The sequence below is a fragment of the Rheinheimera sp. SA_1 genome, from assembly GCF_001669775.1.
Lineage (GTDB): Bacteria > Pseudomonadota > Gammaproteobacteria > Enterobacterales > Alteromonadaceae > Pararheinheimera.
This window is the reverse complement of record NZ_LXWK01000003.1, coordinates 30,617-54,464: the sequence shown is the minus strand read 5'-3', so window position 1 is coordinate 54,464 and position 23,848 is coordinate 30,617. Positions and strand designations below refer to the sequence as shown.

The following is a 23,848-nucleotide window of genomic DNA, read 5'->3' as shown; positions in this document are numbered from 1 at the left end:
TGACATGCTCAGTATTACTGACTAAATATTTTACTATCTGGTCACTCATACTCAGTTAATTCGTTTTGCGAATCTTCTTTCACGAGTGCCCACACAGATGATTGATTGCTAATTGTTAAAGAGCGTGGCGTTTTACTTAACGCCGAAAGCCGTTGTTTATCAACCACTTTCAGAATCTTTGGCGTTTGACTTATTCGTTTTCGAATCCGTCGTCGCTGTCGATGAGGCGCATTATAGAGAGATCCAAACAGCTCGCAAGATCTTTTTTACAGAATGATGACTGACCGCCTATATTTTCAGCAGATCGCTGCTTTATGTTGTTTTTATGTGCAATAACTGGCTAAAAACTGGATCGTCAGCCGGATCCGGACGATCCGCCCCACACCAAACCGATCTGAGACTGTATTAAAAGAGTCAGCTGCTCCTGATTTGTGCTCATCAGCCAGGTATAAGCAAGCGATAGCACTTACGGCTTCGCTGCCACTTATATAGCTATAAAGTGTAGTGCTCAAGATGAAGGTAGATCGTCGCCAAACAACCAGCCACATGTCTTATTGCTTGAAGACCGATGCGCAGGTTTGGGGTTCTCTCATTTATATACTTAAAATTCGATACAGACTCATCAATAGCCGAGTGCAACCAGGATATTAGATCCAGAGCATTATTAATAATGAAGAACCCCCAATTGGCGGCGACGACCGAATTGCCGATGATGACATTAAAGCAAACAGAACTCAGGCTTTTCCGACACAGGCTGTGTATAACAGATGGGTCGTCATTTCAACGACAGTAAAGATGACAGCTACGGCCCTCAAGCAAGCCGCGATCCACCTCTGAGAACTTCTGTCGTTCCATCAGACCGCCAATAATCCCCACTCACTATGACTGAAAACAATCTTTGCTGAAAAACTGACAACGTTGACAATAAAAATTCATCTTTATCGATCATTTCAGCAGCCAACACGGGGAATACCTTCAAATATTAATACTTTTAATACAATTTTATTCGCTAATCCATCAATTATGGCCCTGTCATCTTTAGCTATTGACGACAACTGTGTAACGTCTGATTTGAAATGACAGCGATGTCATTTCCCAGTTTGAAGCACCACAGAGTTGCTGAGCGCTGGTCATATAACATGCATCCGGATTGGAAGTCCTGCCAAGCTGCAGCAGAGCAATCCCCAAGGTGCCAGATCACTTCAACAGGGATAATCATGAACCAGAAACATTTCGCCGTGTCACGCCTGGCGTCACAAATTACATTGCTGCTCGCTGCCAGCATCAGCTTGCCCGTTATTGCACAAACCACTGCTGCTGCCAGCCCAGCTAAACCACAGGAAGAAATTGAGGTTATCAGTGTGCGGGGTCTGCGCGCTTCACAGGCGAAAAACCTGAATAACAAACGTCTGGCGGAAAGCACTATTGATTCCATCACGGCAGAAGATATCGGTAAATTACCTGATACCACGATTGCCGACTCACTACAGCGCGTACCCGGTATCCAGATCCGCCGTTCAGCTGGCGAAGGTTCCACCGTCAACGTGCGCGGTATGCCACAGGTCACCACTTTACTGAATGGCGAACAATTTTTAAGCGCAGGTTCGATCAGTGACGTGCAACCGGATTTTACCGACATTCCTTCTGCTCTGATTGCGGGGATGGATGTATTAAAATCGCCGATGGCCACTACATTAGCAGGTGGGATTTCTGGTACTGTCGATTTAAAAACTGCCAGGCCATTCTCACTGGAAGAAGGCCTGACCCTTTCAGGTTCTGCAGAAGCTTCCACCGGCTCTTATTCTGATGAAAACGATGGTAAATACACTGCTTTTGTCGGTTATAACGCCGACAAAGTGGCTGGTATTTTTACCGCTTCTTATGACAAAAGTAATCTGGCCAACTACCGCTTTGGTGCACCACATGAAGGTTGGGCTTCCGCCTTTGGTGAAGGCAAAGATTGTTTTCCTTGCGCTGGCGGTAATGGCCGTGATTTAAACGGCGACGGCGATTTAAACGACAGTTATTTTGGTTTTATTGACTATGGCAATATGAACCGCTTTAACGAACGCGAGCGCACCGGTTTAAGTGCTTCGGTTCAAGCGGATCTCGGCCTGGGTTTTGAGCTCAGCGGTGATGCCTTTTACACCAAAATGGAAGACGCCGAACGCAGTCAGGGTCTGGTTGCTGACAACGCCTGGTCCGATTATGGCTGGGTTCGGCCGGAAAATCTGGAAGATCGGGGTAAAAACGAAGCCGGTGGTACTTTTTACACCTCCAAGAAAGTCACCCTGAACGCACCAAGGGTAAATGCATATTCCGAAAGTCAGACCAATGATCGGGATTCTCTAAACCTGAATCTGAAACTGGCATACAACAACGGTGACGCTTTGAGCGGCAGTGTGCGGGTACTGCATGGCCAGGCCGATCGCGCCCATACTGAAAACGTCGCCCAGGGCTACCTGACCAGCGGAGCCCAGCATGGTTTGATGCGCCGTGATACTAATGGCATTGAACCGGTGAATCCAAGAGGTTATGGCCCGGCACGACCACAAGTTGTGTTTGATACTTCAGGCAAACATCCACAACTAACCTTCCCGAATGTTGGGACTGAAGTGTTTGGCTCTGATATTAAACGTTACAACATCGTCTCGACGTATTCAGAAAACAACTTTGATGAAGAAGGCACGCTGGATGTCGTCAGAGCCGATGGTAATTACAAGTTCGATACCGAACATCTGCAATCTGTCGATTTTGGTTTGCGTCATGGCGCCCGTGATGTCACCCGCGATACCTGGATCATGACAGCCCCATTCACCTTAGGTGGGGTGACCAGAGACGTGATGTGGAAAGATTCAGGGGCGACTTTTGCCGACACCAATGGGGATGGCACTATTGATGTTGGTAAAGGCGATCTAACTCTGGGTAAACCCTGGTTCTTTACTGATTTACCCGCAGGCTGGGTGACACAAGTCAAAGACTTCGGACCTGTTTCCGGCAACAGCATTTATTTTGTTGACCCCAAAGTAATGGACGATCCATGGGCTTTCCAGAACGCTTTGTACCCAAATAACAAAAAAATTGCCAACCCGAATGATTCGTACAAAGTAGATGAACGCACTCAGTCGGCTTATTTTAAGGCCAATTTCAGCAGTTCGGCCGGTGCTATGAGTTACAACGCCAATATCGGTTTGCAATATGTCCGCACCGAACTGGATATCTATCAAAATGAGCTGGGTGATGACGCCTGTGTGTTATGTACAGCCCGTGTTGACAGTGGCGATATCAATACCCAACGTACTTTTAATGATCTGCTACCTTCTGCCAATCTAGCCGTCAATCTGTCAGAAAACCTGATTTTCCGCAGCGGTTACGGTAAAACGATGACGCGGCTGGATCTCGGCCGTTTAGGTCGTGGTTTATCTGTAGGGCGCACCCGCGCTGGTGAACGAGCTGCTGATTTGGGCGTTTCGCCAGACACGATGGTTGCAGTGGATGCGACTCAAAATGGTAACCCACAGTTAAACCCATGGTATTCCGACAACATTGATTTAGGTCTGGAATATTATTTTGGTAGTGCCGGTATGGTCAGCGCCTCGATATTTAATATGAATATCGACTCATTTATTGAAACCGGCAGCTCCACTATCAGAGTCAAAGATGGTGACGGTGTCGAGCGGCGGTCAGTGCCGGTCAAAGGTGACGTCAATGGCAAAGGCGGCACTATCAAAGGGGTTGAAGTTGCTTATCAGCAAAGTTTTGATTTCCTGCCAGATTTCTGGAGTGGTTTAGGTGCGGGTTTGAATATGACCTACGCACCAAGCGAAAGTGGTGCTGTTGATTTTTACAAAGCGACATTACCAATCGCTGACAACTCTGAACGTTCAGGTAACGCTGTGTTGTGGTACGAACGCAGTGGCGTGCAACTGCGGATAGCCGCCAACTACCGCAGTGAACGCTTGGCGAGTAATGGCACTGTATTTGGTGTTTCAAGCCGATTACCTATCTGGACAGAACCAACCACTTATATCGATTTATCAGGTAGTTACGATTTCACCGAAAATTTCACCGCTTATGCTTCGGTCAGCAACCTGACTGAAGAGTATGAAAACAACTACCTTCAGTGGGAAGGTAATGTCATTTCGCAAAATATCTACGAGCGTCGGATCACACTGGGTGTCCGTGCCCGCTTCTGATGTAGCTAAGCAGGCCGACTTTTTCGGTTACTGCTAGATCCTCACCGCCGCAACGCGATTGCGGCGGTGTTTTTGTTGCGTAAACCCACTGAATACGCCAGAGGCTCGGATGCAAAATTTTGCAACACACCACACAACCCCATTCAAACTGCTGATTGTAGGTGGCGGCACCGCTGGCTGGCTGACTGCTCTGATGCTGGCATGGCATTTCCGTCAACAACCTTGGGTACAAATTGAGCTGGTGGAAGCTCCGGATATTGCCACTATAGGTGTAGGTGAAGGCTCGACGCCGGCATTAACCCGGTTGTTCCGCCAGCTGGAGATCGCTGAAGCCGATTGGATGCCCGCCTGTCAGGCTACTTATAAAAATGGCATTCAGTTCAGCCACTGGTCCACAATCCCAGGCTACCAGCATTATTTCCATCCTTTCCCAAGTAGTGAAGACAATGCGGTATTACCTGAATTTTTTCGCCAGGTCCGCGCGGCACAGCAAGCTCAGCCCAGTGATGCCCATCCGGACAGCTTTTTTTTACAAAGCCAGCTGGCTAAAGCAGGCAAAGCGCCTTTTTGTGCTGACCATTATATTCAGCTGCAATATGGTTATCATTTTGACGCCGGTTTGCTTGGCCAATGCCTGAAAAAAATTGCTATCAAACGGGGTATTGCTTACCGGCCATTTAAGGTGACCGATGTGCAGTGTTTTTCCGATGGAGCCATAGCGCAACTGCATACCGCTGAAGGTGAAACACTAACGGCCGATTTTTACCTTGATTGTACCGGTTTTGCTAGTAAGTTGATGCGCCAGACACTCGGCAGCAAGTTCCATAGTTATCAGCAGATGTTGCCGAATAACGCCGCCGTGACAATCGCCACCCAAGCCAAATCGCAGCCACTTTCTCAAACAACCGCCACCGCATTGCGCCATGGCTGGAGCTGGCAAATTCCGCTGCAACATCGCACCGGCAACGGTTATGTGTTCAGTCAGGATTTTATTTCCGCCGATATCGCCGAAACTGAATTGCGCCAACATCTTGGTTTGTCAGAGCAGCAAGGCAGCAGCAGATTATTGAAATTTGAGTCAGGCCGGTTACAGCGACACTGGCAGCACAACTGTGTGGCGGTTGGCTTATCTCAGGGTTTTATTGAGCCGCTTGAAGCAACGGCACTTTACCTGGTACAACAGACGGTCAGTCATTTTTTATTATACTGGCAACAAAGCCAGTATCAGTGCCGCGGTGAACTGGCAGCCAGATCTGAATATAACCTTCTGATCAATAACTATTTTGATCGCATCGCCGATTATATAGTACTGCATTACAAAACCAATTCCCGCACAGATTCTGCTTACTGGCAGCACAACAGAAAGCTGGAGTTTATTTCGCCAGAGCTGCGTCAGTTATTACAATGCTGGCAATCAGGTGGCGATCTACCTGCGCTGTTGGCCAGAAAGCGACTGGAAAAATATTACCATGCCGTTTCCTGGTATTGTCTTTTAGCAGGCACCGGCTATTTACCTGAGCGCAGCCAGCAACAATGCCGCGTTGAACAGCAACAATTACGACTGCAACGCTGGCAACAACTGGTAACTTTGTGTCCGGACCAGCTGGAATATCTGCATCAGCTCGCCCCATCAGACCGTCTGGTTACCCCGTAAAGCCAATTGATGTAAATGCCGTAAATCAGATTGCCGGTACTGGCGTGGTGTCATTTTTTTCAGTTTTAAAAATTGACGGTTAAAATTCGCCATGCTGAAAAAACCACACTTACCGGCAATCATTTCCACCGACCAGCTGGTTTTCAGCAAGTGATCACAAGCCCTTTCGATCCGTAGTTGAATAACATACTGAGTAATGGTCATTTCTGTCTTTTGTCGGAAAAACCGATGCAGATGATTGGTACTCATATGGACAATGCCCGCCAGCTTGGCTGCGCTGAGATCATCCATCAAATTCTGATGGATGTAATTGATAATTTTATCAATTTTACGCTGGCTGCTGATTTTATCCGGTTCAATGTTGTCAGGAACGGTCAATAGCTGCACTTGTTCATCCTGACTGAGCAACACCAGGATTTGCAGCAAACGGATTTGTCGGATCATCACATCATCCTGCTCCAACTGCACGACCAGTGGTTTAACCTGCGCTGTCGTTTCAGCGCTGAAACAGGCACCGGCTTTGGCCAGCGTTAACAACTTCTGTAACCGTTGCAACGCGGGATTCAGCTGCAACCATTGCTCCAGCCAAAGCGCCGGCAACTGCAATACATAAGCATGGTGCGCTTCCGCCGCATCATCGCTTGCGGGCTTACTTTGCCAACCGTGGGGCAAATAAGGCCCCAGCAAAACCAAGTCATTATCCTGATAGGACTCAGTGCTGGTGCCAACAAACCGGTTACCCTGACTGTTGCAAGTCAAAACCAGCTCATACTCCGGATGACAATGCCAGTTCAGCTCAATTGCTGGCCAGCAATAATGATAAAAACGCCAGGATTGACCCGGTTCGGTGATAATTTTCTCAAATTGCAGTTTCATATTTTCATCCTGAAAACAGATTTCCTTGCCTCTGGTCATTGTTGCGACCTTGTAACTACAGCCGAAAGATTACACTCCGTACATCAACATCAAGATGGATTAAAACAATCACAAAAAAATTATACTTTTCATATAGATAATTAATTTAACCCTTCATAAATCAGACTGCACCACTATGCCAAACCGCGCAAGGAAAGTACAGATTTCAGGTAGAAATCTATTACAACCCACTAACAGAATGCTCCAGAATTGAAAAAAACAACCAAGGATCATTCATGCGTTCGCAACATCCGGTGTTGATTTTGCTGGTGCTGACCGGCTTTATCACAGTGTCATTTATCACCAATTTACTTGGGCCGATTTTCCCTGAACTGATCAGCGATTTTGGTATCGGTTTGATGCTGGCTGGCTTTTTCCCCTTTGCATTTTTTATCGCCTACGGCGTGATGTCGGTCCCGGCGGGGTTGTTGATTGAACGTTTTGGTGAGCGGAGCATGATGTTGTTTGCCTATGGCTTAAGCGCGCTGAGTTGTGGTCTCTTTGTGCTGTTTCCACACTTTGCTGTCGCAATGCTGTCGTTATTCTGCCTTGGCCTTGCCATGAGTGTGCTACAAGTGGTGATGAATCCGTTGCTGCGTTTTGCCGCAGGCAGCGAACATTATTCTTTTATGGCCGTACTCGGCCAGCTGTTATTTGGTCTGACGGCCGCCACCACCCCCGTTATTTATCAACAACTTACAGCACTTACAACTGACGCTTGGCTTTATCCTTTGTTGTTGTGGTTACCCGCCACTATGCCTTGGCTCAGTTTGTATCTGCTGTTTGCCGTGATTTGTCTGTTGATGTTGGTGTGGTTGTGGTTTTTACCTTTCCCGGCCTGCACGGTAACTGTGGCAGCGACCCCGTCGGATTCCGCCCACAAAATGCTGCAAAGCCAATGGTTGTTATTAAAAAACCGCACAGTACAGAAGTTTTTTATCGCCATATTTTGTTATGTCGCCCTGGAACAAGGAATTGCCAACAGTATGGCCGTTTATTTGCAGCAAATGCATCAGGTCGATGCCGCCAGCACAGGCGCCAGTGCAGTTGGCCAGTTTTGGTTGAATATGACCATCGGCTGCGTATTAGGGCTTTTGTTATTAAAGCTGTTTGATTGCCGTTTTATTCTGCTGATCTTTGGCGCCGCCAGCCTGCTGTTGTTGTTACTGGGCCTGTCCGGCGACAAACAGCTGACGCTTTGGTGTTTACCATTACTTGGCGGCAGTTTATCGGTGATGTGGTCCATTATTTTTGCCCTGGCACTAAACTCCATGCCCGGACAACATGGCGCAGTTGCCGGCATCTTGTGTAGCGGCATTATCGGCGGTGCTTTTGCCTCTCCCCTGCTTGGCCTGCTAGCCGAACGACTGGACAGTATCCAGCTGGCCATGTTGTTGCTATTCGTGCCGCTGGCTTACATTATTTCAGTGGCGTTCTGGGCCAGGCCTCTGGTGAATAACCAGAACTGGTGGGCCAATCGTCAACGCCAGTCACCCGCAGGATTGGAGGATTTGGCATGAACGCACTTTTTCTCCCCAAGCAAGCGCAGTTATGCAGCTTCCTGATGTTGCCACCGGCATTGTTGTTGGCTGCCGGGCTGCAAGCTGATCCAAGACCGACAACTGAATTGGCGGCAGCACTCAAAGTGCAATACCAGTTGTTGCAACCGGCGTATGCCGAATGTCCGGTCAATAAACTACGCAAAGAACCGGGATGTTATTTATCACGACTGAGCCTGACTTTGCCTTTCGCCCATCAGGCAACAGACTGGCGGATTTATTTTAGTCAACTGACGCCGGTGATCGCCAGCCTGCACCCACAACTGCAAATCCGTCATATCAATGGCGATTTACATGAGCTGAGTGCCAAAGCGGGCTTTAGCGGTTTTCAGGCCCAGCGGCAGATCGATATTGATTTCATCAGCGCCTCCGGCATTTTCAGCCAGTCGATGATACCGGGCAATTATCTGCTGAAAGATAAAAACGACGACGTTTACCTGATTGCCAGCACCACCGCCAACAATGATGTAAGCGGCACACCGGCATTTATCCAGCCATTTACCGCCAGCAACCCGGATTTTAAACAAAATCCGGCTGACAAACTGGGTGTTGCCAGTGGTGAAAGTCTTTATCTGCACTATCAACGTGCTCAGGCGGCGCCATTGCCAGCAGCATCCATTCGCAACAGGCTGATCCCAAAACCAGCTTTGCTCCAGGAACTGAGCAACACGGCAGTCAACACAGCCGCCGGTTTTGTGTTGCAACTGAAAGACCCACAGTTAAAACACCAGCTACAGGCTGCACTGCAACAGTTGCAACAACAGCAGCTGTTAAAGCCACAGAGTAAAATGCCGCTGCACATCAGTGTGAACACCGGATTTGCGTCCATCGAACATTACCGGTTACGTATCCATGCAACAGGCATTCAAATTGAAGCTGGCGGCACTCCGGGTGCTTTTTATGCGTTGCAATCTTTGCTCGGCTTGTATGATGTAGCAAACAAACAACTGCCGGCAGTGCTGATTGAAGACGGCCCAGCTTTCCCCTACCGGGGCCAGCATGTTGATATCGCAAGAAACTTCCTTGGCAAAGATTTTATATTGCAGCTGATCAGCCAAATGGCGCGTTACAAAATGAATCAGTTGCATCTGCACCTGGCCGACGACGAAGGCTGGCGTATTGCAATCGCAGCCTTGCCGGAACTAACAGAACTAGGCGCCAGACGATGTCTGGACCTCACAGAAAAAACCTGTTTATTGCCACAGTTGGGGGCTGGCCATCAGCCAGATGCGCTTCCCAATGGTTACCTTAGCCAGCAGGATTATCTCGACATTCTGGCACATGCCAAAGCACATCAGGTGCGGGTGATCCCAAGCCTGGATATGCCGGGTCACAGCAGAGCGGCGGTTAAAGCCATGGCACTGCGCTCAGAAAAGTTAAAACAACAACAATCACCAGACTGGGACCAGTATCTGCTGACTGAAGCGGCCGATCGCAGCGACTATTTGTCGATTCAGTATTACCACGACAATACTCTGAATGTGTGTCTCGACAGCAGTTACCGTTTTATCGACACTGTGCTGGATGAATTGGTTCGCTTGCATCTACAGGCTGGTATGCCACTGGCGCTGTATCATATTGGCGCGGATGAAACCGCTGGCGCCTGGCAACAATCGCCCGCTTGTCAAAAGCTGAAAGATGCCGGTGAAACCGATTTAATGCGGTATTTTTTAAAGCGCACCGCCAACCTACTACACGCCAAGGACGTACAACTGGCCGCATGGAGTGATGGCCTGAAACATCTGTACTCCGACGAGAATAGCCAAACGCTACCATCATCCGTCACTTCATATGTCTGGCAAAACAGCTACGACGGCGCAGCCCTCACTGCCCATCAACATGCCAACGCTGGCTGGGAAGTAGTGCTGGCGCTACCGGATGCCAGTTATTTTGACGTGCCTTATTTAAATACCCCTTATGCCCGCGGAAATCATTGGGCCAGTCGCATATTAAGCACCGAAAAAGTCTTTAGTTTCCAGCCACAAAATCTACCGTCATTGGCTGCAATTTGGCAGGACCTGAATGGTGAAAATTATCAGATCGACGACAAAGTTCCGCTGCAACAACCAAAGAAAATCATAGGTTTACAGGGCAATTTATGGACAGAAGTGATTCCGGACGCCAACAGTGCATGGCAGATGTTACTACCGCGGCTGTTGGCATTTGCCGAGCGCAGCTGGTATTTGGCCGACTGGCAGCCGTCGTATCAGCCAGGCCACTCTTATCAGCACAACTGTCCTTTGTTAGACCAAAAGGCCAGTCGGGATTATCAGGCTGACTGGCATAGTTTTCAGCAGCGCTTGTGGTTTAAAGAAGTGCCAGCGCTGCAGGCCGCCGGTTTGCCGGTGCAACTGCCCTGGGTTGGCGTCAAGCTGAGAGATAGCAAGCTGCACGCCCTGACCGAGCCCGGGCTGCTGATTGAATATCAACAAGGTAATCAGCCATGGCAGCTTTATCAACAACCGTTGCCAGCGGCAAACAACATTCGTTTTCGCAGCAAAATAGTCAACGCATCACCCCTGGCAGCAAAGGCGCTGTCACAACATGGATTAAGCAGTACCGCCGGTACTGCATGGTAACAGGGCACATCGCCCTGAATTAAAGGAGAGGAAAGTGATGAAAAAGACCCTTCTGGCAGCTTTATTCAGCTGCACAGTATTATCCGCTCAGGCCGCAGAGAAAGGCGTGATTTATCTGACCTTTGACGACGGTCCAATTAACGCGTCCAATCAGTTAGTGAATGAGCTGGACGCCGCCGGGATCCGCGCAACTTTTTTCATCAATGCTTTTCACATGTTTGGTGAAGGTGACGAAAACGAATCGTACGCCACAACTTCGCTGCAAAAAATGTTTAATTCTGGCCATATCATTGCCAACCACAGTGATGACCATATGCTACACAATTGCACTGATGGCATTGAATCTGGTGCTTTTTATTGCAACAGAGTTGGTTTATGGCCGGTGAAGTCTTATCGTGCCGTGGATATCGATTTAACTTATTTTGACAAAAACAGCCAAAGGGTGGAACAGGAAATCCCTGGCGCCTATTTGTATACCAATTATAAAATGGACAAACTGGCACGCCTGCCTTATACCAACGGTTGGCGTGTGACCAGTAAAATGAAAGGCGATGGACGTTGTGCTACCTCAGACACAGTGCCGCCATGGGATCCGGCATTCAGCTGTGACGCTGCAACTTCAACCCAAAGCAGCAAAACTGCGGCGCAAATTGCCGACCAATTGGCCAGCCGCGGTTACAAACTTTATGGCTGGGATTTAGACTGGGGCCCGGAAAACTGGGGGGTGGCTTTCCCGGCTGAAACGTTATTAGATGGTGATGCTTTGTTAGCGCGTGTCAATGCAGTGGTCAATACCTGTGCACCACGTACGATGAACCCGCTGAATAGCAGGACACCGGATCTGGATTGTTCCGATGGCATCGCCCGTAACAAAGTGGTGATCCTGGCGCACGATTTCCTGTTTGAAGATGGTAAACGCGGTCAGGGCGCTACAATTAACCTGCCAAAAATCAAACGTTTTGTGGAAGCAGCCAAGCGTGAAGGTTACCGTTTTGACACCCTGGATAACTACGCTCCACAGTGGCAGCCATATGTAGCGTATAAAGCAGGTGATTTTGTCAGTTATGAAGACAAAATTTACAGCATAATTCAGCCACACACTTCACAGATCAACTGGAATCCGACGGCAACGCCTGCACTTTGGCGTAATGAGATTTAACGGATAACGGCACTTTAACAGTACCGGTACACTTAAACTCCCATTCCGTTACCGGTACTTTTTTATTTCGCCAGCAGTTCACTGCTGGCTTTTCATTGCGCTATGAGCAAAAAAACTGCTGATGTGCCTGCCAGAATCGACGAAATTTCACCTAAACAGTGGGGCAAAGTGCAAGCTGGTTCAAAGAGCCTACGGCTAAACCACTCTCAATTATTTCACGAAAGTGACGCCGCCTGCATAACGACGGTACTGAAACTGTACTGGTGTTTATAGTCAATCATTCAAGAATCAACGGGTGCAGCTAATTGACCGAACTGGATACCTTCGGTTTGTCATTTGTGGCATTTTTCGAATGTGCTGCGGTGTTGGCTATATATTTCATGATCAGCCGAATGTTTAATTACTGATAATAGGCTGGCACGTATGCTGCAAAACACAGGAATACAAACACCGGCCTTGTTTCTACATATGGTCGTGGCCTGCTCGCTTTAGCACATGTACTCGCAGATTATCCCTGCAACATTTAAAAAATCGGTTTATTAAAAATAATCTCAGTGGCCGACAACAGCAAAAGATCCGGCCTTCGATCAATCTTGTTGTGTGGTAAACAACGATTGGATCCTAAGTGCGACTTAGATCGATTTTCGGCTTAAACCACCGTAGGCTAGCAGAACATCCGGTTATTAGACCGCGACAGCAACGTGTTATGAGTTCAGGGTTTGTTTGAATGACTCGTATCAACATACGGCCGGATGAGACTGTATTTTTGTATTGTACAACCCAATAGAAAACGAAAAGTGCCGCAGGCGCTATGAAACTTTAGAGTAAAAAAAAAGCCGGCTGATGCCGGCTTTTTCAAATATTGATTTAGTTACTCAGCAGCAGTTTCTTCAACTGGCAGAGCGCCCACTTCTGGACGGTCAACTAACTCAATATATGCCATTGGTGCGTTGTCACCGGCACGGAAGCCACACTTCAGAATACGAGTGTAACCACCTGGACGCACGTTATAACGCGGGCCCAGCACGTTGAACAATAAACCAACGACTTCTTTATCACGAGTACGGGCAAAAGCTAAACGGCGGTTTGCAACGCTATCAATCTTAGCCAGTGTAATCAGAGGTTCGATTACACGACGTAACTCTTTTGCTTTTGGCAAAGTCGTTTTGATGATTTCGTGCTTCACCAATGAGCTTGCCATATTGCGGAACATCGCCTGACGGTGGCTGCTGTTCCGGTTTAACTGACGACCACTCTTACGATGGCGCATGATCTATTCCTTCTCACTAAACCAGGAACTGGTGTCTGGTTAGTCTTTGTTTACCAAACTAGCTGGCGGCCAGTTTTCCAGGCGCATGCCTAAGGACAAACCGCGTGACGCCAACACGTCTTTAATTTCGGTAAGTGACTTTTTACCCAGGTTTGGCGTCTTAAGAAGCTCAACCTCGGTACGTTGCACCAGATCACCGATATACTGAATCTGCTCTGCTTTCAAACAGTTGGCAGAACGAACTGTTAATTCCAGGTCATCAACCGGACGCAACAGAATCGGATCAAACTCCGGCTTCTCTTCGCGTTTTTCTGGCTCACTCTTGTCACGCAGTTCAACAAAGAATTCCAGCTGTTCGGCTAAAATCGTTGCGGCGCGACGAATGGCTTCCTCGGGCTCAACAGTGCCGTTGGTTTCCATGTCAATAACCAGTTTGTCCAGGTCAGTACGTTGTTCTACCCGCGCGGCTTCAACTGAATAAGCAATACGCTCAACAGGACTGAAAGACGCATCAAGTAACAAACGACCAATTGGACGTTCGTCATCTTCAGAGGAGACACGGGCTGATGCAGGAACATAACCACGACCACGTTGCACTTTCAGACGCATACTGAATTCAGTTTCGCCAGTCAGGTTGCAAATTACGTGCTCAGGATTAACGATGACTACACCGTCGCCACGCTGGATATCACCAGCAGTTACAGGGCCAGCACCTTTTTTCGTTAAAGTCAGTGTGACTTCATCTTTGTCTTCCAAACGAACGGCTAAGCCTTTCAGGTTCAAAAGGATATCGATGATATCTTCTTGCACGCCTTCTTTGGCGCTGTACTCATGAAGCACGCCGTCGATTTCCACTTCCGTCACTGCACAACCTGGCATTGACGATAAAAGGATCCGACGTAACGCGTTGCCCAAGGTATGCCCGAAACCGCGCTCAAGTGGTTCCAAAGTAACTTTGGCACGAGTTGGGTTGATTTTTTCGATACCAACTAATCTCGGCTTAAGGAATTCGGTGACAGAACCCTGCATTGTATCCTCTCTTAAGAAAATGCCTTACTACTTAGAGTAAAGTTCGACGATTAACTGTTCGTTGATGTCAGCTGACAAATCTGAACGCTCTGGATGACGTTTGAAAACACCTTCCATTTTCTTCGTGTCAACTTCAATCCAAGTTGGCTTTTCGCGTTGTTCAGCGACTTCCAAAGCAGCAACGATACGCGCTTGCTTCTTAGCTTTCTCACGAACTGCGATAACTTGTTCTGGAGCAACAGCATAAGAAGGAATGTTCACAACTTTACCGTCAAGCAGAATAGCTTTGTGGCTTACTAACTGACGCGCTTCTGCACGTGTGCTAGCAAGACCCATGCGATAAACCACGTTATCTAAACGTGACTCCAGTAACTGGAGCAGGTTTTCGCCAGTGTTACCTTTTAAACGAGCAGCTTCTTTATATAAATTGCGGAACTGCTTTTCAAGCACGCCATAAATACGACGAACTTTTTGTTTTTCGCGTAATTGCAAACCGTAATCTGATAAACGACCGCGACGAGCGCCGTGCTGACCAGGAGCAGTTGCTAAATTACACTTTGAATCAATTGCTCGGACGCCGCTTTTCAGGAACAAATCTGTACCTTCGCGACGACTCAGTTTGAGCTTAGGACCCAAATATCTTGCCATCTTCTTTCTCCAATAATCTTAGAAGCGCTAATTACACGCGACGTTTTTTCGGTGGACGACAACCATTGTGTGGAATTGGCGTCACGTCGGTGATGTTTGTGATGCGGTAACCAGCAGCGTTCAGCGCACGAATGGCTGATTCACGGCCTGGACCAGGACCATTTACAAACACTTCAAGATTCTTCAGACCATATTCTAACGCGGCTGTACCAGCGCGCTCTGCAGCAACCTGTGCAGCGAACGGCGTAGACTTACGCGAACCACGGAAACCAGAACCACCGGCAGTTGCCCAACACAGGGCATTACCTTGACGGTCAGTGATCGTGACAATGGTATTGTTGAAAGACGCATGGATATGAGCCATACCGTCAGAAACTTGCTTTTTTACCCGTTTACGAGTACGAACTGGTGCTTTAGCCATGTTGAATCACCTTATTTCTTAATCGCTTTACGTGGGCCCTTGCGGGTACGCGCATTTGTTTTAGTGCGCTGACCACGAACCGGCAGACTACGACGATGGCGCAGGCCACGGTAGCAACCCAGGTCCATTAAACGCTTAATATTTAATGTAACTTCACGGCGCAAGTCACCTTCAACGGTGTACTTAGCAACTTCTTCACGAAGAGAATCCAACTCGGCGTCTGATAACGTAGAGATTTTACGGTTTTCTTCGATACCCACTGCAGAAAGGATAGCCTTTGAGCGGGTTTTACCGATACCAAAAACATAAGTCAAAGAAATGACTGCATGTTTATTATCGGGGATGTTAATGCCAGCGATACGGGCCACTAACGTTCTCCTATAAAAGATTAAAAGGGTGCCGATTTGAAAAGCCCGTAAGGATACTCAAATGGCGGCCATATTGCAACAATAAGTCGGGGCTAAACTAAATAGTCTAGCCCTTTCTTAATTTTTTCTGCTGTATTAGCCTTGGCGTTGTTTATGCTTTGGCTCGACGCAAATTACCCGCACAACGTTGTTGCGCTTGATAACTTTACAGTTACGGCAGATCTTCTTAACGGAAGCTCGTACTTTCATGACTTAACTCCGCAAAATTACCTTAACGACCGAAGCCCTTAAGATTTGCCTTTTTAAGCACAGAATCATATTGATGTGACATCAAGTGAGTCTGTACCTGTGCCATAAAGTCCATGATTACCACAACGATAATCAGCAATGATGTGCCACCGAAGTAGAATTGCACGTTAAGCGCAACCATCATGAACTCAGGAACCAAACAGATAAAGGTGATATACGCTGCGCCAGCTAAGGTTAAGCGCGTCATTACTTTATCAATGTATTTAGATGTCTGTTCACCCGGACGAATGCCTGGAATAAAAGCACCAGATTTTTTCAGGTTATCTGCTGTTTCACGTGGGTTGAACACCAACGCAGTGTAAAAGAAACAGAAGAAAATAATCGCTGAAGCATACAAAATGATGTACAGCGGTTGCCCCTGAGACAGATTTAACGCTAACTCCTGGAAGAAGTTGGCAATCACACCCTCACCTGAGCCGAACCAAGTTGCAATCGTCCCTGGAAACAGGATGATGCTTGAAGCGAAGATTGGTGGAATAACCCCAGCCATGTTCACCTTCAGCGGTAAATGACTGCTCTGCGCTGCGAAAACCTGACGGCCTTGCTGACGCTTCGCGTAATTTACCACAATTCGGCGCTGACCACGTTCGAAAAACACAACGAACCAAGTAACAACCACAACAATCGCAACAATAAACAGCAATAACAAAAAGTGCAGATCGCCTTGACGTGCCATCTCAATCGTCTGGCCTACGGCCGACGGGAAGCCAGCAACGATACCGACAAAGATCAGCAACGAGATACCATTACCAATACCACGCTCAGTAATCTGTTCACCTAACCACATCAAAAACATGGTACCAGTCACCAGACTTACAACTGCAGTAAAGTAGAAACCAAAACCTGGATTAATGACCAGTCCTGGCATCATGTTTGGCAGACCAGTGGCAATACTTGCCGCCTGGACCAATGCTAAAGCTAAGGTACCGTAACGTGTATACTGATTAATTTTGCGTTTGCCTGCCTCACCTTCTTTCTTTAGCTCTGCCATTTTCGGGTGCATGACCGTCAATAACTGAACAATAATTGAAGCCGAAATGTAGGGCATAATACCAAGCGCAAATACAGATGCACGCTCAAGAGCACCACCGCTGAACATGTTAAACATTTCAACGATGGTACCTTTTTGCTGTTCGAATAATTGAGCAAGCACGGTGGCGTCAATTCCAGGAATTGGCACAAATGAACCTAACCGAAAGACGATTATGGCCATCAGCACAAATAACAGACGGGATTTCAGCTCACTGAAGCCGCCTTTTGTACTTTTTGAGTCCTGACCTGGTCTAGCCATCGCGTACTATCCTTATTATTCTTCTACTTTGCCGCCAGCAGCTTCGATCGCAGCACGCGCACCTTTAGTTACGCGCAGGCCTTTTACTGTGATTGGACGAGCTAACTCGCCAGACAGTACAACCTTTGCAAACTTGATGTTGCGAGTAATTACGTTCGCTTCAGCCAGTGTAGTCAGATCTGCTACATCACCAACAACCAGCGCCAGTTCGTGCAAACGCACTTCAGCAGACACTAAGCCTTTTAATGATGTAAAACCAAACTTAGGCAGACGCTGTTTCAAAGGCATTTGACCGCCTTCGAAACCTGGACGTACTTTACCGCCAGAGCGTGACTTCAGACCTTTGTGACCACGGCCACCAGTCTTACCTAAGCCAGAACCGATACCACGACCTAAACGGCGCTTCTCTTTTTTCGAGCCTGGAGCCGGAGAAAGTGTATTTAATAACATCGCTTACTCCTCCACTTTAACCATGTAATACACAGTGTTAATCATACCGCGTACTGAAGGTGTATCTTCCAGCGTGACGGTGTGACCAATACGGCGTAAGCCTAAACCAACTAAAGTTGCGCGGTGTTTTGGTAAACGACCGATGCTGGACTTAGTTTGGGTTACTGTTACTGTTTTTTGAGCCATGGCAAATTACCCCAGAATGTCGTCAACGCGTAAGCCACGTTTAGCGGCTACCTGTGCTGGCGATTTGATCGCAGACAGAGCATTGATAGTGGCGCGAACCACGTTGATCGGGTTAGTTGAGCCGTAGCACTTAGACAATACGTTTTGTACGCCAGCTACTTCTAACACGGCGCGCATTGCACCACCGGCAATAATACCAGTACCTTCTGAAGCCGGTTGCATATACACGTTGGAACCAGCGTGTACACCTTTAACCGGGTGATGAAGGGTGTTACCGTTTAACTCAACTTGAGTCATGTTACGGCGCGCTTTTTCCATTGCTTTTTGAATAGCAGCTGGAACTTCGCGTGCTTTACCGTAACCGAAGCCAACACGGCCGGTACCGTCGCCTACAACTGTCAGAGCAGTGAAGGAGAAAATCCGACCACCCTTAACAACTTTAGACACACGATTCACAGCAACCAGCTTCTCTTGCAAGTCAGATTGTTGTTTTGCTTCTACGTTAGCCATGATCTACTCCTAGAATTGAAGACCGGCTTCACGCGCCGCGTCGGCTAACGCCTGCACACGACCATGATACTGGAAACCGCTGCGGTCAAAGGCAACATTCGTCACGCCTTTAGCCAGTGCACGTTCAGCAATCGCCTTACCAATAGCTTTAGCAGCGTCGACGTTACCAGTGTACTTCAACGATTCACGGATTGAAGCTTCAACGGTTGACGCAGCAGCAATCACTTCAGCATTTGGTGCGATAAGCTGGGCATAGATGTGACGTGGCGTACGGTGTACAACCAAGCGATTCGCACCTTGTTCGATAATATTTCTGCGAACGCGTTTAGCGCGGCGCAGACGAGCAAGTTTCTTATCCATCGTCCTACCCTACTTTTTCTTCGCTTCTTTACGACGCACGTTTTCATTAGCGTAACGAACACCTTTACCTTTATAAGGCTCTGGTTTGCGATACGCGCGGATGTTTGCAGCGACTTGACCAACTAATTGTTTGTCAGCACCTTTCACCAACACTTCTGTCTGAGAAGGGGTTTCGATCGTGATACCGTTAGGTACCTCGAACACTACCGGGTGAGAAAAGCCAAGGCTCAGGTTTAATACTTTACCTTCAGCTTTTGCACGGTAACCAACACCAACTAACTCAAGTTTACGGGTATAGCCTTCAGCTACACCAGTTACCAGGTTGTTGATCAACGCGCGAGCGGTACCCGCTTGTGCGTCTGCGTTATCAAAACCGTCACGTGGATTGGTACGAACAACATTACCATCAACAACGATTTCAACTGCAGGGTTAACGTTTAACGTTAACTCGCCGTTTTTACCCTTTACCACGACGTTCTGACCATTCAGTGTGATAGTCACACCTGCAGGGACGGCGATGGGGGCTTTAGCAACACGAGACATAGATTACTACCTCCGTTACGCTACGTAGCCGATGATTTCGCCACCGATACCAACCTTGCGCGCTGCGCGGTCAGTCATTAACCCTTTAGATGTAGAAATAATTGCTACACCTAAACCGCCCATTACTTTTGGTAATTCGCCGCGTTTCTTATAGATACGCAGACCAGGCCGGCTAACACGATCGATAGTCTCAATAACTGATTTGCCCTGGAAATACTTTAAAGTAACTTCCAGCTCTGCTTTTACGTCAGCAGACACAGCGAAATCTTCGATGTAACCTTCGTCTTTTAATACTTTCGCGATAGCAATCTTCATTTTTGAAGATGGCATCTTAACCGCAATCTTTTTGGCAGCTTGGCCGTTGCGGATGCGAGTAAACATATCCGCTACTGGATCTTGCATGCTCATAGCTGTTACTCCCGTGATTCTTACCAGCTAGCCTTACGAAGGCCAGGAATTTCACCGCGCATCGCTGCTTCACGTACCTTGATCCGGCTCATGCCGAACTTGCGAAGGTAACCGTGAGGACGACCTGTTACACGACAACGATTACGTTGACGAGCAGGGCTTGAATCACGCGGCAACGACTGTAACTTCAGAACTGCTGCCCAACGGTCTTCGTCAGAAGTTGCCGGGTTAGCAATAGCGTCCTTCAGTGCATGACGTTGCTCAGCGTATTTGGCTACCAGTACTGCACGCTTTGCTTCACGTGCTTTCATTGATTGTTTTGCCATGACCCTACACCTTATTTCTTGAATGGGAAGTTAAACGCGGCAAGTAATGCACGCCCTTCGTCATCAGTACGAGCTGTTGTCGTGATAGTGATATCTAAACCACGTACCGCATCAACTTTATCGTATTCGATTTCAGGGAAAATGATTTGCTCACGAACGCCCATGCTGTAGTTACCACGGCCGTCGAACGACTTAGGATTTACACCGCGGAAGTCGCGGATACGAGGAATAGCGATAGACACTAAACGCTCGAGGAAATCCCACATACGTTCGCCACGCAGGGTCACTTTAGCACCAATAGGGTAGCCTTCACGGATTTTGAAACCAGCAACTGACTTGCGAGCTTTAGTAACCAATGGCTTTTGACCAGAGATAGCAGTTAAATCTGCTACAGCGTTATCCAAAACTTTCTTATCAGCAACAGCTTCACCCACACCCATGTTGAGTGTGATTTTCACAATCCGAGGGACTTGCATGACGCTAGTGTAGCCGAACTGTTTAAACAGCTCAGGAACTACTGTGTCTTTATAAATTTCATGCAGTTTCGCCATCGTATTACTCCAATAGCTATTTAGATTTTTTCATTATTCGATTTGAAGAAGCGAACTTTCTTGCCATCTTCAAAACGGAAACCAACGCGATCAGCCTTACCAGTGGCAGGGTTGAAAATCGCTACATTTGATACATGAATCGAGGCTTCTTTCTCGACGATACCGCCTGGTGTATTCAGGGCCGGAACAGGCTTCTGATGTTTTTTAACCAGGTTCACGCCGGTAACATAAACACGATCTTCAGCAACTAAAACTTTAGAAACTGTACCGCGCTTACCTTTGTCCTTACCAGTAAGAACAACAACCTCGTCATCACGACGGATTTTACTAGCCATGGTGACTCCTTACAGTACTTCTGGGGCCAGAGAAACGATCTTCATGAATTTTTCACCACGAAGTTCGCGGGTAACAGGTCCAAAAATACGTGTGCCGATCGGTTCCAGCTTGTTGTTTAACAACACAGCTGCATTGCGATCAAAACGGATCAATGAACCGTCCTGACGGCGTACGCCTTTGCGTGTACGCACCACCACAGCATTCAGAACGTCACCTTTTTTGACCTTACCGCGAGGAATTGCTTCCTTAACGGTGATCTTGATAACGTCACCAATTGCTGCATAACGGCGATGCGAACCACCTAAGACCTTAATACACATTACGCTGCGCGCGCCGCTGTTGTCTGCGACTTCCAGCATAGATTGCATTTGGATCATCTTAGTGCTCCGCTATTCCACTACGAGTAACCCCGAAGGATTACGATGCTTTTTGCTTAAACTACCCCCATACAAAAGGGCGCGTGATTATAACAGCACTTTTTGAAAAGTGGTAGCTCAAAATAAAAGCGGCCCAAAAAAGGGCCGCTTTTTCTCATCTCAACTCCGAAGAATTAAGATGCAGTACCAACTACTGCTACTAAAGTCCAAGATTTGGTCTTAGACAGAGGACGGCATTCGCGAATAGTCACGATGTCGCCTTCGTTGCACTGGTTAGTTTCGTCATGTACATGCAGCTTAGTAGTGCGCGTAATGAATTTCCCATAGATTGGGTGCTTCACGTGACGCTCAATAGCAACAACGATAGACTTGTCCATCTTGTTACTTACTACTTTACCTTGCAGCGTACGGGTGTTTTTTTCGCTCATTATACACCTGCCTTCTCGGTTAAGATGGTCTTCACACGTGCGATATCGCGACGCACCGTTTTCAGCAAATGAGTCTGAGCCAGCTGGCCGGTCGCTGCTTGCATGCGCAGGTTGAACTGCTCACGTAACAGGCCCAGTAATTCAGCTTTTAACTCTTCTACGCTTTTTGCTTTCAGTTCGCTTGCTTTCATCACAATACCGTCCGCGTTACAAAGGTTGTCTTAAATGGAAGTTTGGCAGCTGCCAGCGTAAACGCATGACGTGCTAATTCTTCCGACACACCGTCCATCTCATACAGGACTTTGCCAGGTTTAATCTGGCAAACCCAGTATTCCACGCTACCTTTACCACTACCCATACGAACTTCGAGTGGCTTCTGCGTCATTGGTTTGTCTGGGAACACACGGATCCAGATTTTACCAACACGCTTAACGGCACGAGTCATGGCACGACGTGCTGATTCGATTTGACGTGAAGTCATTTGACCACGTTCTACTGATTTCAGTGCGTAAGTACCGAAGCTAACCTTGTCGCCAACATGGGCTAAACCACGGTTACGGCCTTTGTGCACTTTACGAAATTTAGTACGTTTTGGTTGCAACATCGCTCAATACTCCTACTTAGCCTTGCGAGGAGCCGGTTTTTTCGGCGCCTTAGGCTGTTTGTCGTTGTTGGCGTTATTGTTGTTGGCCAGTGGTAAACCACCCAGGATCTCGCCTTTGAAGATCCAAACCTTAACACCAATGATACCGTAAGTAGTCAAAGCTTCTGATGTTGAGTAGTCGATGTCAGCACGCAGAGTGTGCAGTGGCACACGGCCTTCACGATACCACTCATCACGAGCGATTTCTGCGCCGCCTAAACGGCCAGCGACCTGAACTTTGATACCTTTAGCGCCTAAACGCATAGCGTTCTGTACCGCACGCTTCATAGCGCGACGGAACATTACACGGCGTTCCAGCTGGCTGCTGATTGAGTCAGCAACTAATTTGGCATCTAATTCCGGCTTACGGATTTCAGAAATATTGATCTGTGCAGGCACGCCAGCGATAGTCGCTACAGCTTTGCGCAGTTTCTCAACGTCTTCACCTTTTTTACCGATGATGACGCCTGGACGAGCAGTGTGAATAGTCACACGGATGCTTTTCGCAGGACGTTCAATATCGATCCGGCTTACTGAAGCGGCTTTCAGTTCTTTTGTCAGATACTGACGAACTTTAAAGTCACCAACCAGGAAATCCGGGAAATCTTTTGTATTCGCGTACCAGGTTGAGCTCCAAGGCTTAGTGATACCTAGGCGAATACCATTAGGATGTACTTTCTGTCCCATTTCTCACTCCTAGTTATCAGCAACAATCACTGTAATGTGACTGGTACGCTTGACGATACGGTCAGCACGACCTTTAGCACGTGGCTTGATCCGCTTCATCGACGGACCTTCGTCAACAAACACAGTTTTCACTTTTAAAGCGTCGATATCGGCGCCTTCGTTGTGTTCTGCGTTCGCAATGGCTGATAAAAGAACCTTTTTAACCAGATCAGCCGCTTTTTTCGGGCTGTAGGTTAAAACATCCAACGCCTTTCCAACTGCCAATCCACGGATCTGGTCAGCGACCAGACGAGCTTTTTGTGCAGATGAACGGGCAAATTTATGTTTTGCTAATGCTTGCATTTATTTACCCCTTAGCGTTTCTTGGCCTTTTTGTCGGCTGCATGACCACGGTAAGTACGAGTAGGTGAAAACTCACCTAACTTGTGACCGACCATCTCTTCCGAGACAAGTACTGGTACATGTTGACGACCATTATGGACAGCGATGGTCAAACCGATCATTTGTGGAATGATCATTGAACGACGGCTCCAAGTCTTAATTGGCTTCTTGTCACCGCTTTCCAACGCTTTCTCTACCTTCTTCAGCAAGTGAAGGTCGATAAATGGACCTTTCTTGAGAGAACGTGGCATGGCAATTCCTCAC

At 47.7% G+C, this 23,848-nt stretch carries 29 protein-coding genes; 5 read left to right on the top strand and 24 right to left on the bottom strand.

Annotated features, from left to right (window positions below):
* Positions 1-1,217 precede the first annotated feature (1,217 nt).
* A complete protein-coding gene (locus A5320_RS01180; RefSeq protein WP_068059874.1) occupies positions 1,218-4,196 on the top strand; it encodes a TonB-dependent receptor in 2,979 nt (992 codons plus the stop codon).
* A gap of 109 nt (positions 4,197-4,305) precedes the next feature.
* A complete protein-coding gene (locus A5320_RS01175; protein ID WP_068059873.1) occupies positions 4,306-5,850 on the top strand; it encodes a tryptophan halogenase family protein in 1,545 nt (514 codons plus the stop codon).
* Here A5320_RS01175 and A5320_RS01170 read toward each other — a convergent pair.
* Positions 5,827-6,726: a helix-turn-helix domain-containing protein gene (locus A5320_RS01170; protein ID WP_068059867.1), complete on the bottom strand. Its 900-nt coding sequence runs from the start codon at positions 6,724-6,726 to the stop codon at positions 5,827-5,829. The two genes, A5320_RS01175 and A5320_RS01170, sit on opposite strands and share 24 nt — an antisense overlap.
* A 275-nt stretch (positions 6,727-7,001) precedes the next feature.
* Here A5320_RS01170 and A5320_RS01165 point away from each other — a divergent pair, with 275 nt between their 5' ends.
* The 3 genes from A5320_RS01165 to A5320_RS01155 are packed head-to-tail and all read left to right on the top strand — an operon-like array spanning position 7,002 to position 12,062.
* Positions 7,002-8,285 (top strand): MFS transporter, encoded by a 1,284-nt coding sequence (locus A5320_RS01165; protein WP_068059866.1) that lies wholly within the window; start codon positions 7,002-7,004, stop codon positions 8,283-8,285.
* Positions 8,282-10,903, top strand: coding sequence for a family 20 glycosylhydrolase (locus tag A5320_RS01160; RefSeq protein WP_068059861.1), 2,622 nt, complete (start codon positions 8,282-8,284; stop codon positions 10,901-10,903). The genes A5320_RS01165 and A5320_RS01160 overlap by 4 nt, the downstream gene beginning before the upstream one ends.
* 37 nt (positions 10,904-10,940) lie before the next feature.
* Positions 10,941-12,062, top strand: coding sequence for a carbohydrate-binding protein (locus A5320_RS01155; protein ID WP_068059860.1), 1,122 nt, complete (start codon positions 10,941-10,943; stop codon positions 12,060-12,062).
* A gap of 871 nt (positions 12,063-12,933) precedes the next feature.
* Here the strand turns inward: A5320_RS01155 and rplQ are convergent.
* The 23 genes from rplQ to rpsS form a co-directional block, all read right to left on the bottom strand.
* The gene (rplQ, locus tag A5320_RS01150; protein ID WP_068059859.1) at positions 12,934-13,332 is read right to left on the bottom strand and encodes a 50S ribosomal protein L17; all 399 of its coding nucleotides are present in this window, start codon (positions 13,330-13,332) and stop codon (positions 12,934-12,936) included.
* Positions 13,333-13,371: 39 nt separating this feature from the next.
* A complete protein-coding gene (locus A5320_RS01145; protein WP_031568298.1) occupies positions 13,372-14,361 on the bottom strand; it encodes a DNA-directed RNA polymerase subunit alpha in 990 nt (329 codons plus the stop codon).
* Between the two features lie 27 nt (positions 14,362-14,388).
* Positions 14,389-15,009: a 30S ribosomal protein S4 gene (gene rpsD / locus A5320_RS01140; RefSeq protein WP_068059858.1), complete on the bottom strand. Its 621-nt coding sequence runs from the start codon at positions 15,007-15,009 to the stop codon at positions 14,389-14,391.
* A 31-nt stretch (positions 15,010-15,040) separates the two neighbouring features.
* The gene (gene rpsK / locus A5320_RS01135; RefSeq protein ID WP_008899098.1) at positions 15,041-15,430 is read right to left on the bottom strand and encodes a 30S ribosomal protein S11; all 390 of its coding nucleotides are present in this window, start codon (positions 15,428-15,430) and stop codon (positions 15,041-15,043) included.
* Between the two features lie 11 nt (positions 15,431-15,441).
* Positions 15,442-15,798: a 30S ribosomal protein S13 gene (gene rpsM / locus A5320_RS01130; protein WP_068059855.1), complete on the bottom strand. Its 357-nt coding sequence runs from the start codon at positions 15,796-15,798 to the stop codon at positions 15,442-15,444.
* Positions 15,799-15,933: 135 nt separating this feature from the next.
* On the bottom strand, positions 15,934-16,047 hold the full coding sequence (rpmJ, locus tag A5320_RS21590; RefSeq protein WP_082335860.1) for a 50S ribosomal protein L36: 114 nt from the start codon (positions 16,045-16,047) through the stop codon (positions 15,934-15,936).
* Positions 16,048-16,069: 22 nt separating this feature from the next.
* Positions 16,070-17,398 carry a preprotein translocase subunit SecY gene (gene secY, locus A5320_RS01125; protein ID WP_068059852.1) on the bottom strand — a complete coding sequence of 443 codons (1,329 nt, stop codon included), beginning with the start codon at positions 17,396-17,398 and terminating at the stop codon, positions 16,070-16,072.
* Positions 17,399-17,413: 15 nt separating this feature from the next.
* A complete protein-coding gene (gene rplO / locus A5320_RS01120) occupies positions 17,414-17,848 on the bottom strand; it encodes a 50S ribosomal protein L15 (RefSeq protein WP_068059850.1) in 435 nt (144 codons plus the stop codon).
* 3 nt (positions 17,849-17,851) lie between these two features.
* Positions 17,852-18,034: a 50S ribosomal protein L30 gene (gene rpmD, locus A5320_RS01115; RefSeq protein ID WP_068059849.1), complete on the bottom strand. Its 183-nt coding sequence runs from the start codon at positions 18,032-18,034 to the stop codon at positions 17,852-17,854.
* Between the two features lie 6 nt (positions 18,035-18,040).
* Positions 18,041-18,547, bottom strand: a complete 507-nt coding sequence (rpsE, locus tag A5320_RS01110; protein WP_442966039.1) for a 30S ribosomal protein S5 — start codon at positions 18,545-18,547, stop codon at positions 18,041-18,043.
* Positions 18,548-18,553: 6 nt separating this feature from the next.
* Positions 18,554-18,904 (bottom strand): 50S ribosomal protein L18, encoded by a 351-nt coding sequence (gene rplR, locus A5320_RS01105; protein WP_068059846.1) that lies wholly within the window; start codon positions 18,902-18,904, stop codon positions 18,554-18,556.
* Positions 18,905-18,913: 9 nt separating this feature from the next.
* On the bottom strand, positions 18,914-19,447 hold the full coding sequence (gene rplF, locus A5320_RS01100) for a 50S ribosomal protein L6 (protein ID WP_068059843.1): 534 nt from the start codon (positions 19,445-19,447) through the stop codon (positions 18,914-18,916).
* A 15-nt stretch (positions 19,448-19,462) separates the two neighbouring features.
* Positions 19,463-19,855 (bottom strand): 30S ribosomal protein S8, encoded by a 393-nt coding sequence (rpsH, locus tag A5320_RS01095; protein WP_068059841.1) that lies wholly within the window; start codon positions 19,853-19,855, stop codon positions 19,463-19,465.
* A 20-nt stretch (positions 19,856-19,875) separates the two neighbouring features.
* Positions 19,876-20,181 (bottom strand): 30S ribosomal protein S14, encoded by a 306-nt coding sequence (gene rpsN / locus A5320_RS01090; protein ID WP_068059838.1) that lies wholly within the window; start codon positions 20,179-20,181, stop codon positions 19,876-19,878.
* A gap of 11 nt (positions 20,182-20,192) precedes the next feature.
* A complete protein-coding gene (gene rplE / locus A5320_RS01085) occupies positions 20,193-20,732 on the bottom strand; it encodes a 50S ribosomal protein L5 (protein ID WP_068059836.1) in 540 nt (179 codons plus the stop codon).
* A gap of 20 nt (positions 20,733-20,752) precedes the next feature.
* On the bottom strand, positions 20,753-21,067 hold the full coding sequence (gene rplX, locus A5320_RS01080) for a 50S ribosomal protein L24 (RefSeq protein WP_068059835.1): 315 nt from the start codon (positions 21,065-21,067) through the stop codon (positions 20,753-20,755).
* A gap of 9 nt (positions 21,068-21,076) precedes the next feature.
* Complete coding sequence (gene rplN, locus A5320_RS01075; protein WP_031568313.1) at positions 21,077-21,445, bottom strand: 50S ribosomal protein L14; 369 nt, start codon at positions 21,443-21,445, stop codon at positions 21,077-21,079.
* A gap of 173 nt (positions 21,446-21,618) precedes the next feature.
* Positions 21,619-21,873, bottom strand: coding sequence for a 30S ribosomal protein S17 (gene rpsQ, locus A5320_RS01070; protein ID WP_068059834.1), 255 nt, complete (start codon positions 21,871-21,873; stop codon positions 21,619-21,621).
* On the bottom strand, positions 21,873-22,064 hold the full coding sequence (gene rpmC, locus A5320_RS01065; protein ID WP_068059832.1) for a 50S ribosomal protein L29: 192 nt from the start codon (positions 22,062-22,064) through the stop codon (positions 21,873-21,875). Before rpmC ends, rpsQ begins: the two co-directional genes overlap by 1 nt.
* Positions 22,064-22,477: a 50S ribosomal protein L16 gene (gene rplP, locus A5320_RS01060; RefSeq protein WP_068059829.1), complete on the bottom strand. Its 414-nt coding sequence runs from the start codon at positions 22,475-22,477 to the stop codon at positions 22,064-22,066. Before rplP ends, rpmC begins: the two co-directional genes overlap by 1 nt.
* Positions 22,478-22,489: 12 nt before the next feature.
* Positions 22,490-23,203, bottom strand: coding sequence for a 30S ribosomal protein S3 (gene rpsC / locus A5320_RS01055; protein WP_068059826.1), 714 nt, complete (start codon positions 23,201-23,203; stop codon positions 22,490-22,492).
* 9 nt (positions 23,204-23,212) lie between these two features.
* A complete protein-coding gene (gene rplV, locus A5320_RS01050; protein WP_068059823.1) occupies positions 23,213-23,545 on the bottom strand; it encodes a 50S ribosomal protein L22 in 333 nt (110 codons plus the stop codon).
* Between the two features lie 11 nt (positions 23,546-23,556).
* A complete protein-coding gene (gene rpsS, locus A5320_RS01045; RefSeq protein WP_053426061.1) occupies positions 23,557-23,835 on the bottom strand; it encodes a 30S ribosomal protein S19 in 279 nt (92 codons plus the stop codon).
* Between the last annotated feature and the right edge of the window lie 13 nt (positions 23,836-23,848).

Coding starts and splice junctions, on each gene's coding strand:
- A5320_RS01180 (WP_068059874.1), top strand. CDS start 1,218: ATGAACCAGAAACATTTCGCCGTGTCACGCCTGGCGTCACAAATTACA.
- A5320_RS01175 (WP_068059873.1), top strand. CDS start 4,306: ATGCAAAATTTTGCAACACACCACACAACCCCATTCAAACTGCTGATT.
- A5320_RS01170 (WP_068059867.1), bottom strand. CDS start 6,726: ATGAAACTGCAATTTGAGAAAATTATCACCGAACCGGGTCAATCCTGG.
- A5320_RS01165 (WP_068059866.1), top strand. CDS start 7,002: ATGCGTTCGCAACATCCGGTGTTGATTTTGCTGGTGCTGACCGGCTTT.
- A5320_RS01160 (WP_068059861.1), top strand. CDS start 8,282: ATGAACGCACTTTTTCTCCCCAAGCAAGCGCAGTTATGCAGCTTCCTG.
- A5320_RS01155 (WP_068059860.1), top strand. CDS start 10,941: ATGAAAAAGACCCTTCTGGCAGCTTTATTCAGCTGCACAGTATTATCC.
- rplQ (WP_068059859.1), bottom strand. CDS start 13,332: ATGCGCCATCGTAAGAGTGGTCGTCAGTTAAACCGGAACAGCAGCCAC.
- A5320_RS01145 (WP_031568298.1), bottom strand. CDS start 14,361: ATGCAGGGTTCTGTCACCGAATTCCTTAAGCCGAGATTAGTTGGTATC.
- rpsD (WP_068059858.1), bottom strand. CDS start 15,009: ATGGCAAGATATTTGGGTCCTAAGCTCAAACTGAGTCGTCGCGAAGGT.
- rpsK (WP_008899098.1), bottom strand. CDS start 15,430: ATGGCTAAAGCACCAGTTCGTACTCGTAAACGGGTAAAAAAGCAAGTT.
- rpmJ (WP_082335860.1), bottom strand. CDS start 16,047: ATGAAAGTACGAGCTTCCGTTAAGAAGATCTGCCGTAACTGTAAAGTT.
- secY (WP_068059852.1), bottom strand. CDS start 17,398: ATGGCTAGACCAGGTCAGGACTCAAAAAGTACAAAAGGCGGCTTCAGT.
- rplO (WP_068059850.1), bottom strand. CDS start 17,848: ATGTTATTAAATACACTTTCTCCGGCTCCAGGCTCGAAAAAAGAGAAG.
- rpmD (WP_068059849.1), bottom strand. CDS start 18,034: ATGGCTCAAAAAACAGTAACAGTAACCCAAACTAAGTCCAGCATCGGT.
- rplR (WP_068059846.1), bottom strand. CDS start 18,904: ATGGATAAGAAACTTGCTCGTCTGCGCCGCGCTAAACGCGTTCGCAGA.
- rplF (WP_068059843.1), bottom strand. CDS start 19,447: ATGTCTCGTGTTGCTAAAGCCCCCATCGCCGTCCCTGCAGGTGTGACT.
- rpsH (WP_068059841.1), bottom strand. CDS start 19,855: ATGAGCATGCAAGATCCAGTAGCGGATATGTTTACTCGCATCCGCAAC.
- rpsN (WP_068059838.1), bottom strand. CDS start 20,181: ATGGCAAAACAATCAATGAAAGCACGTGAAGCAAAGCGTGCAGTACTG.
- rplE (WP_068059836.1), bottom strand. CDS start 20,732: ATGGCGAAACTGCATGAAATTTATAAAGACACAGTAGTTCCTGAGCTG.
- rplX (WP_068059835.1), bottom strand. CDS start 21,067: ATGGCTAGTAAAATCCGTCGTGATGACGAGGTTGTTGTTCTTACTGGT.
- rplN (WP_031568313.1), bottom strand. CDS start 21,445: ATGATCCAAATGCAATCTATGCTGGAAGTCGCAGACAACAGCGGCGCG.
- rpsQ (WP_068059834.1), bottom strand. CDS start 21,873: ATGAGCGAAAAAAACACCCGTACGCTGCAAGGTAAAGTAGTAAGTAAC.
- rpmC (WP_068059832.1), bottom strand. CDS start 22,064: ATGAAAGCAAGCGAACTGAAAGCAAAAAGCGTAGAAGAGTTAAAAGCT.
- rplP (WP_068059829.1), bottom strand. CDS start 22,477: ATGTTGCAACCAAAACGTACTAAATTTCGTAAAGTGCACAAAGGCCGT.
- rpsC (WP_068059826.1), bottom strand. CDS start 23,203: ATGGGACAGAAAGTACATCCTAATGGTATTCGCCTAGGTATCACTAAG.
- rplV (WP_068059823.1), bottom strand. CDS start 23,545: ATGCAAGCATTAGCAAAACATAAATTTGCCCGTTCATCTGCACAAAAA.
- rpsS (WP_053426061.1), bottom strand. CDS start 23,835: ATGCCACGTTCTCTCAAGAAAGGTCCATTTATCGACCTTCACTTGCTG.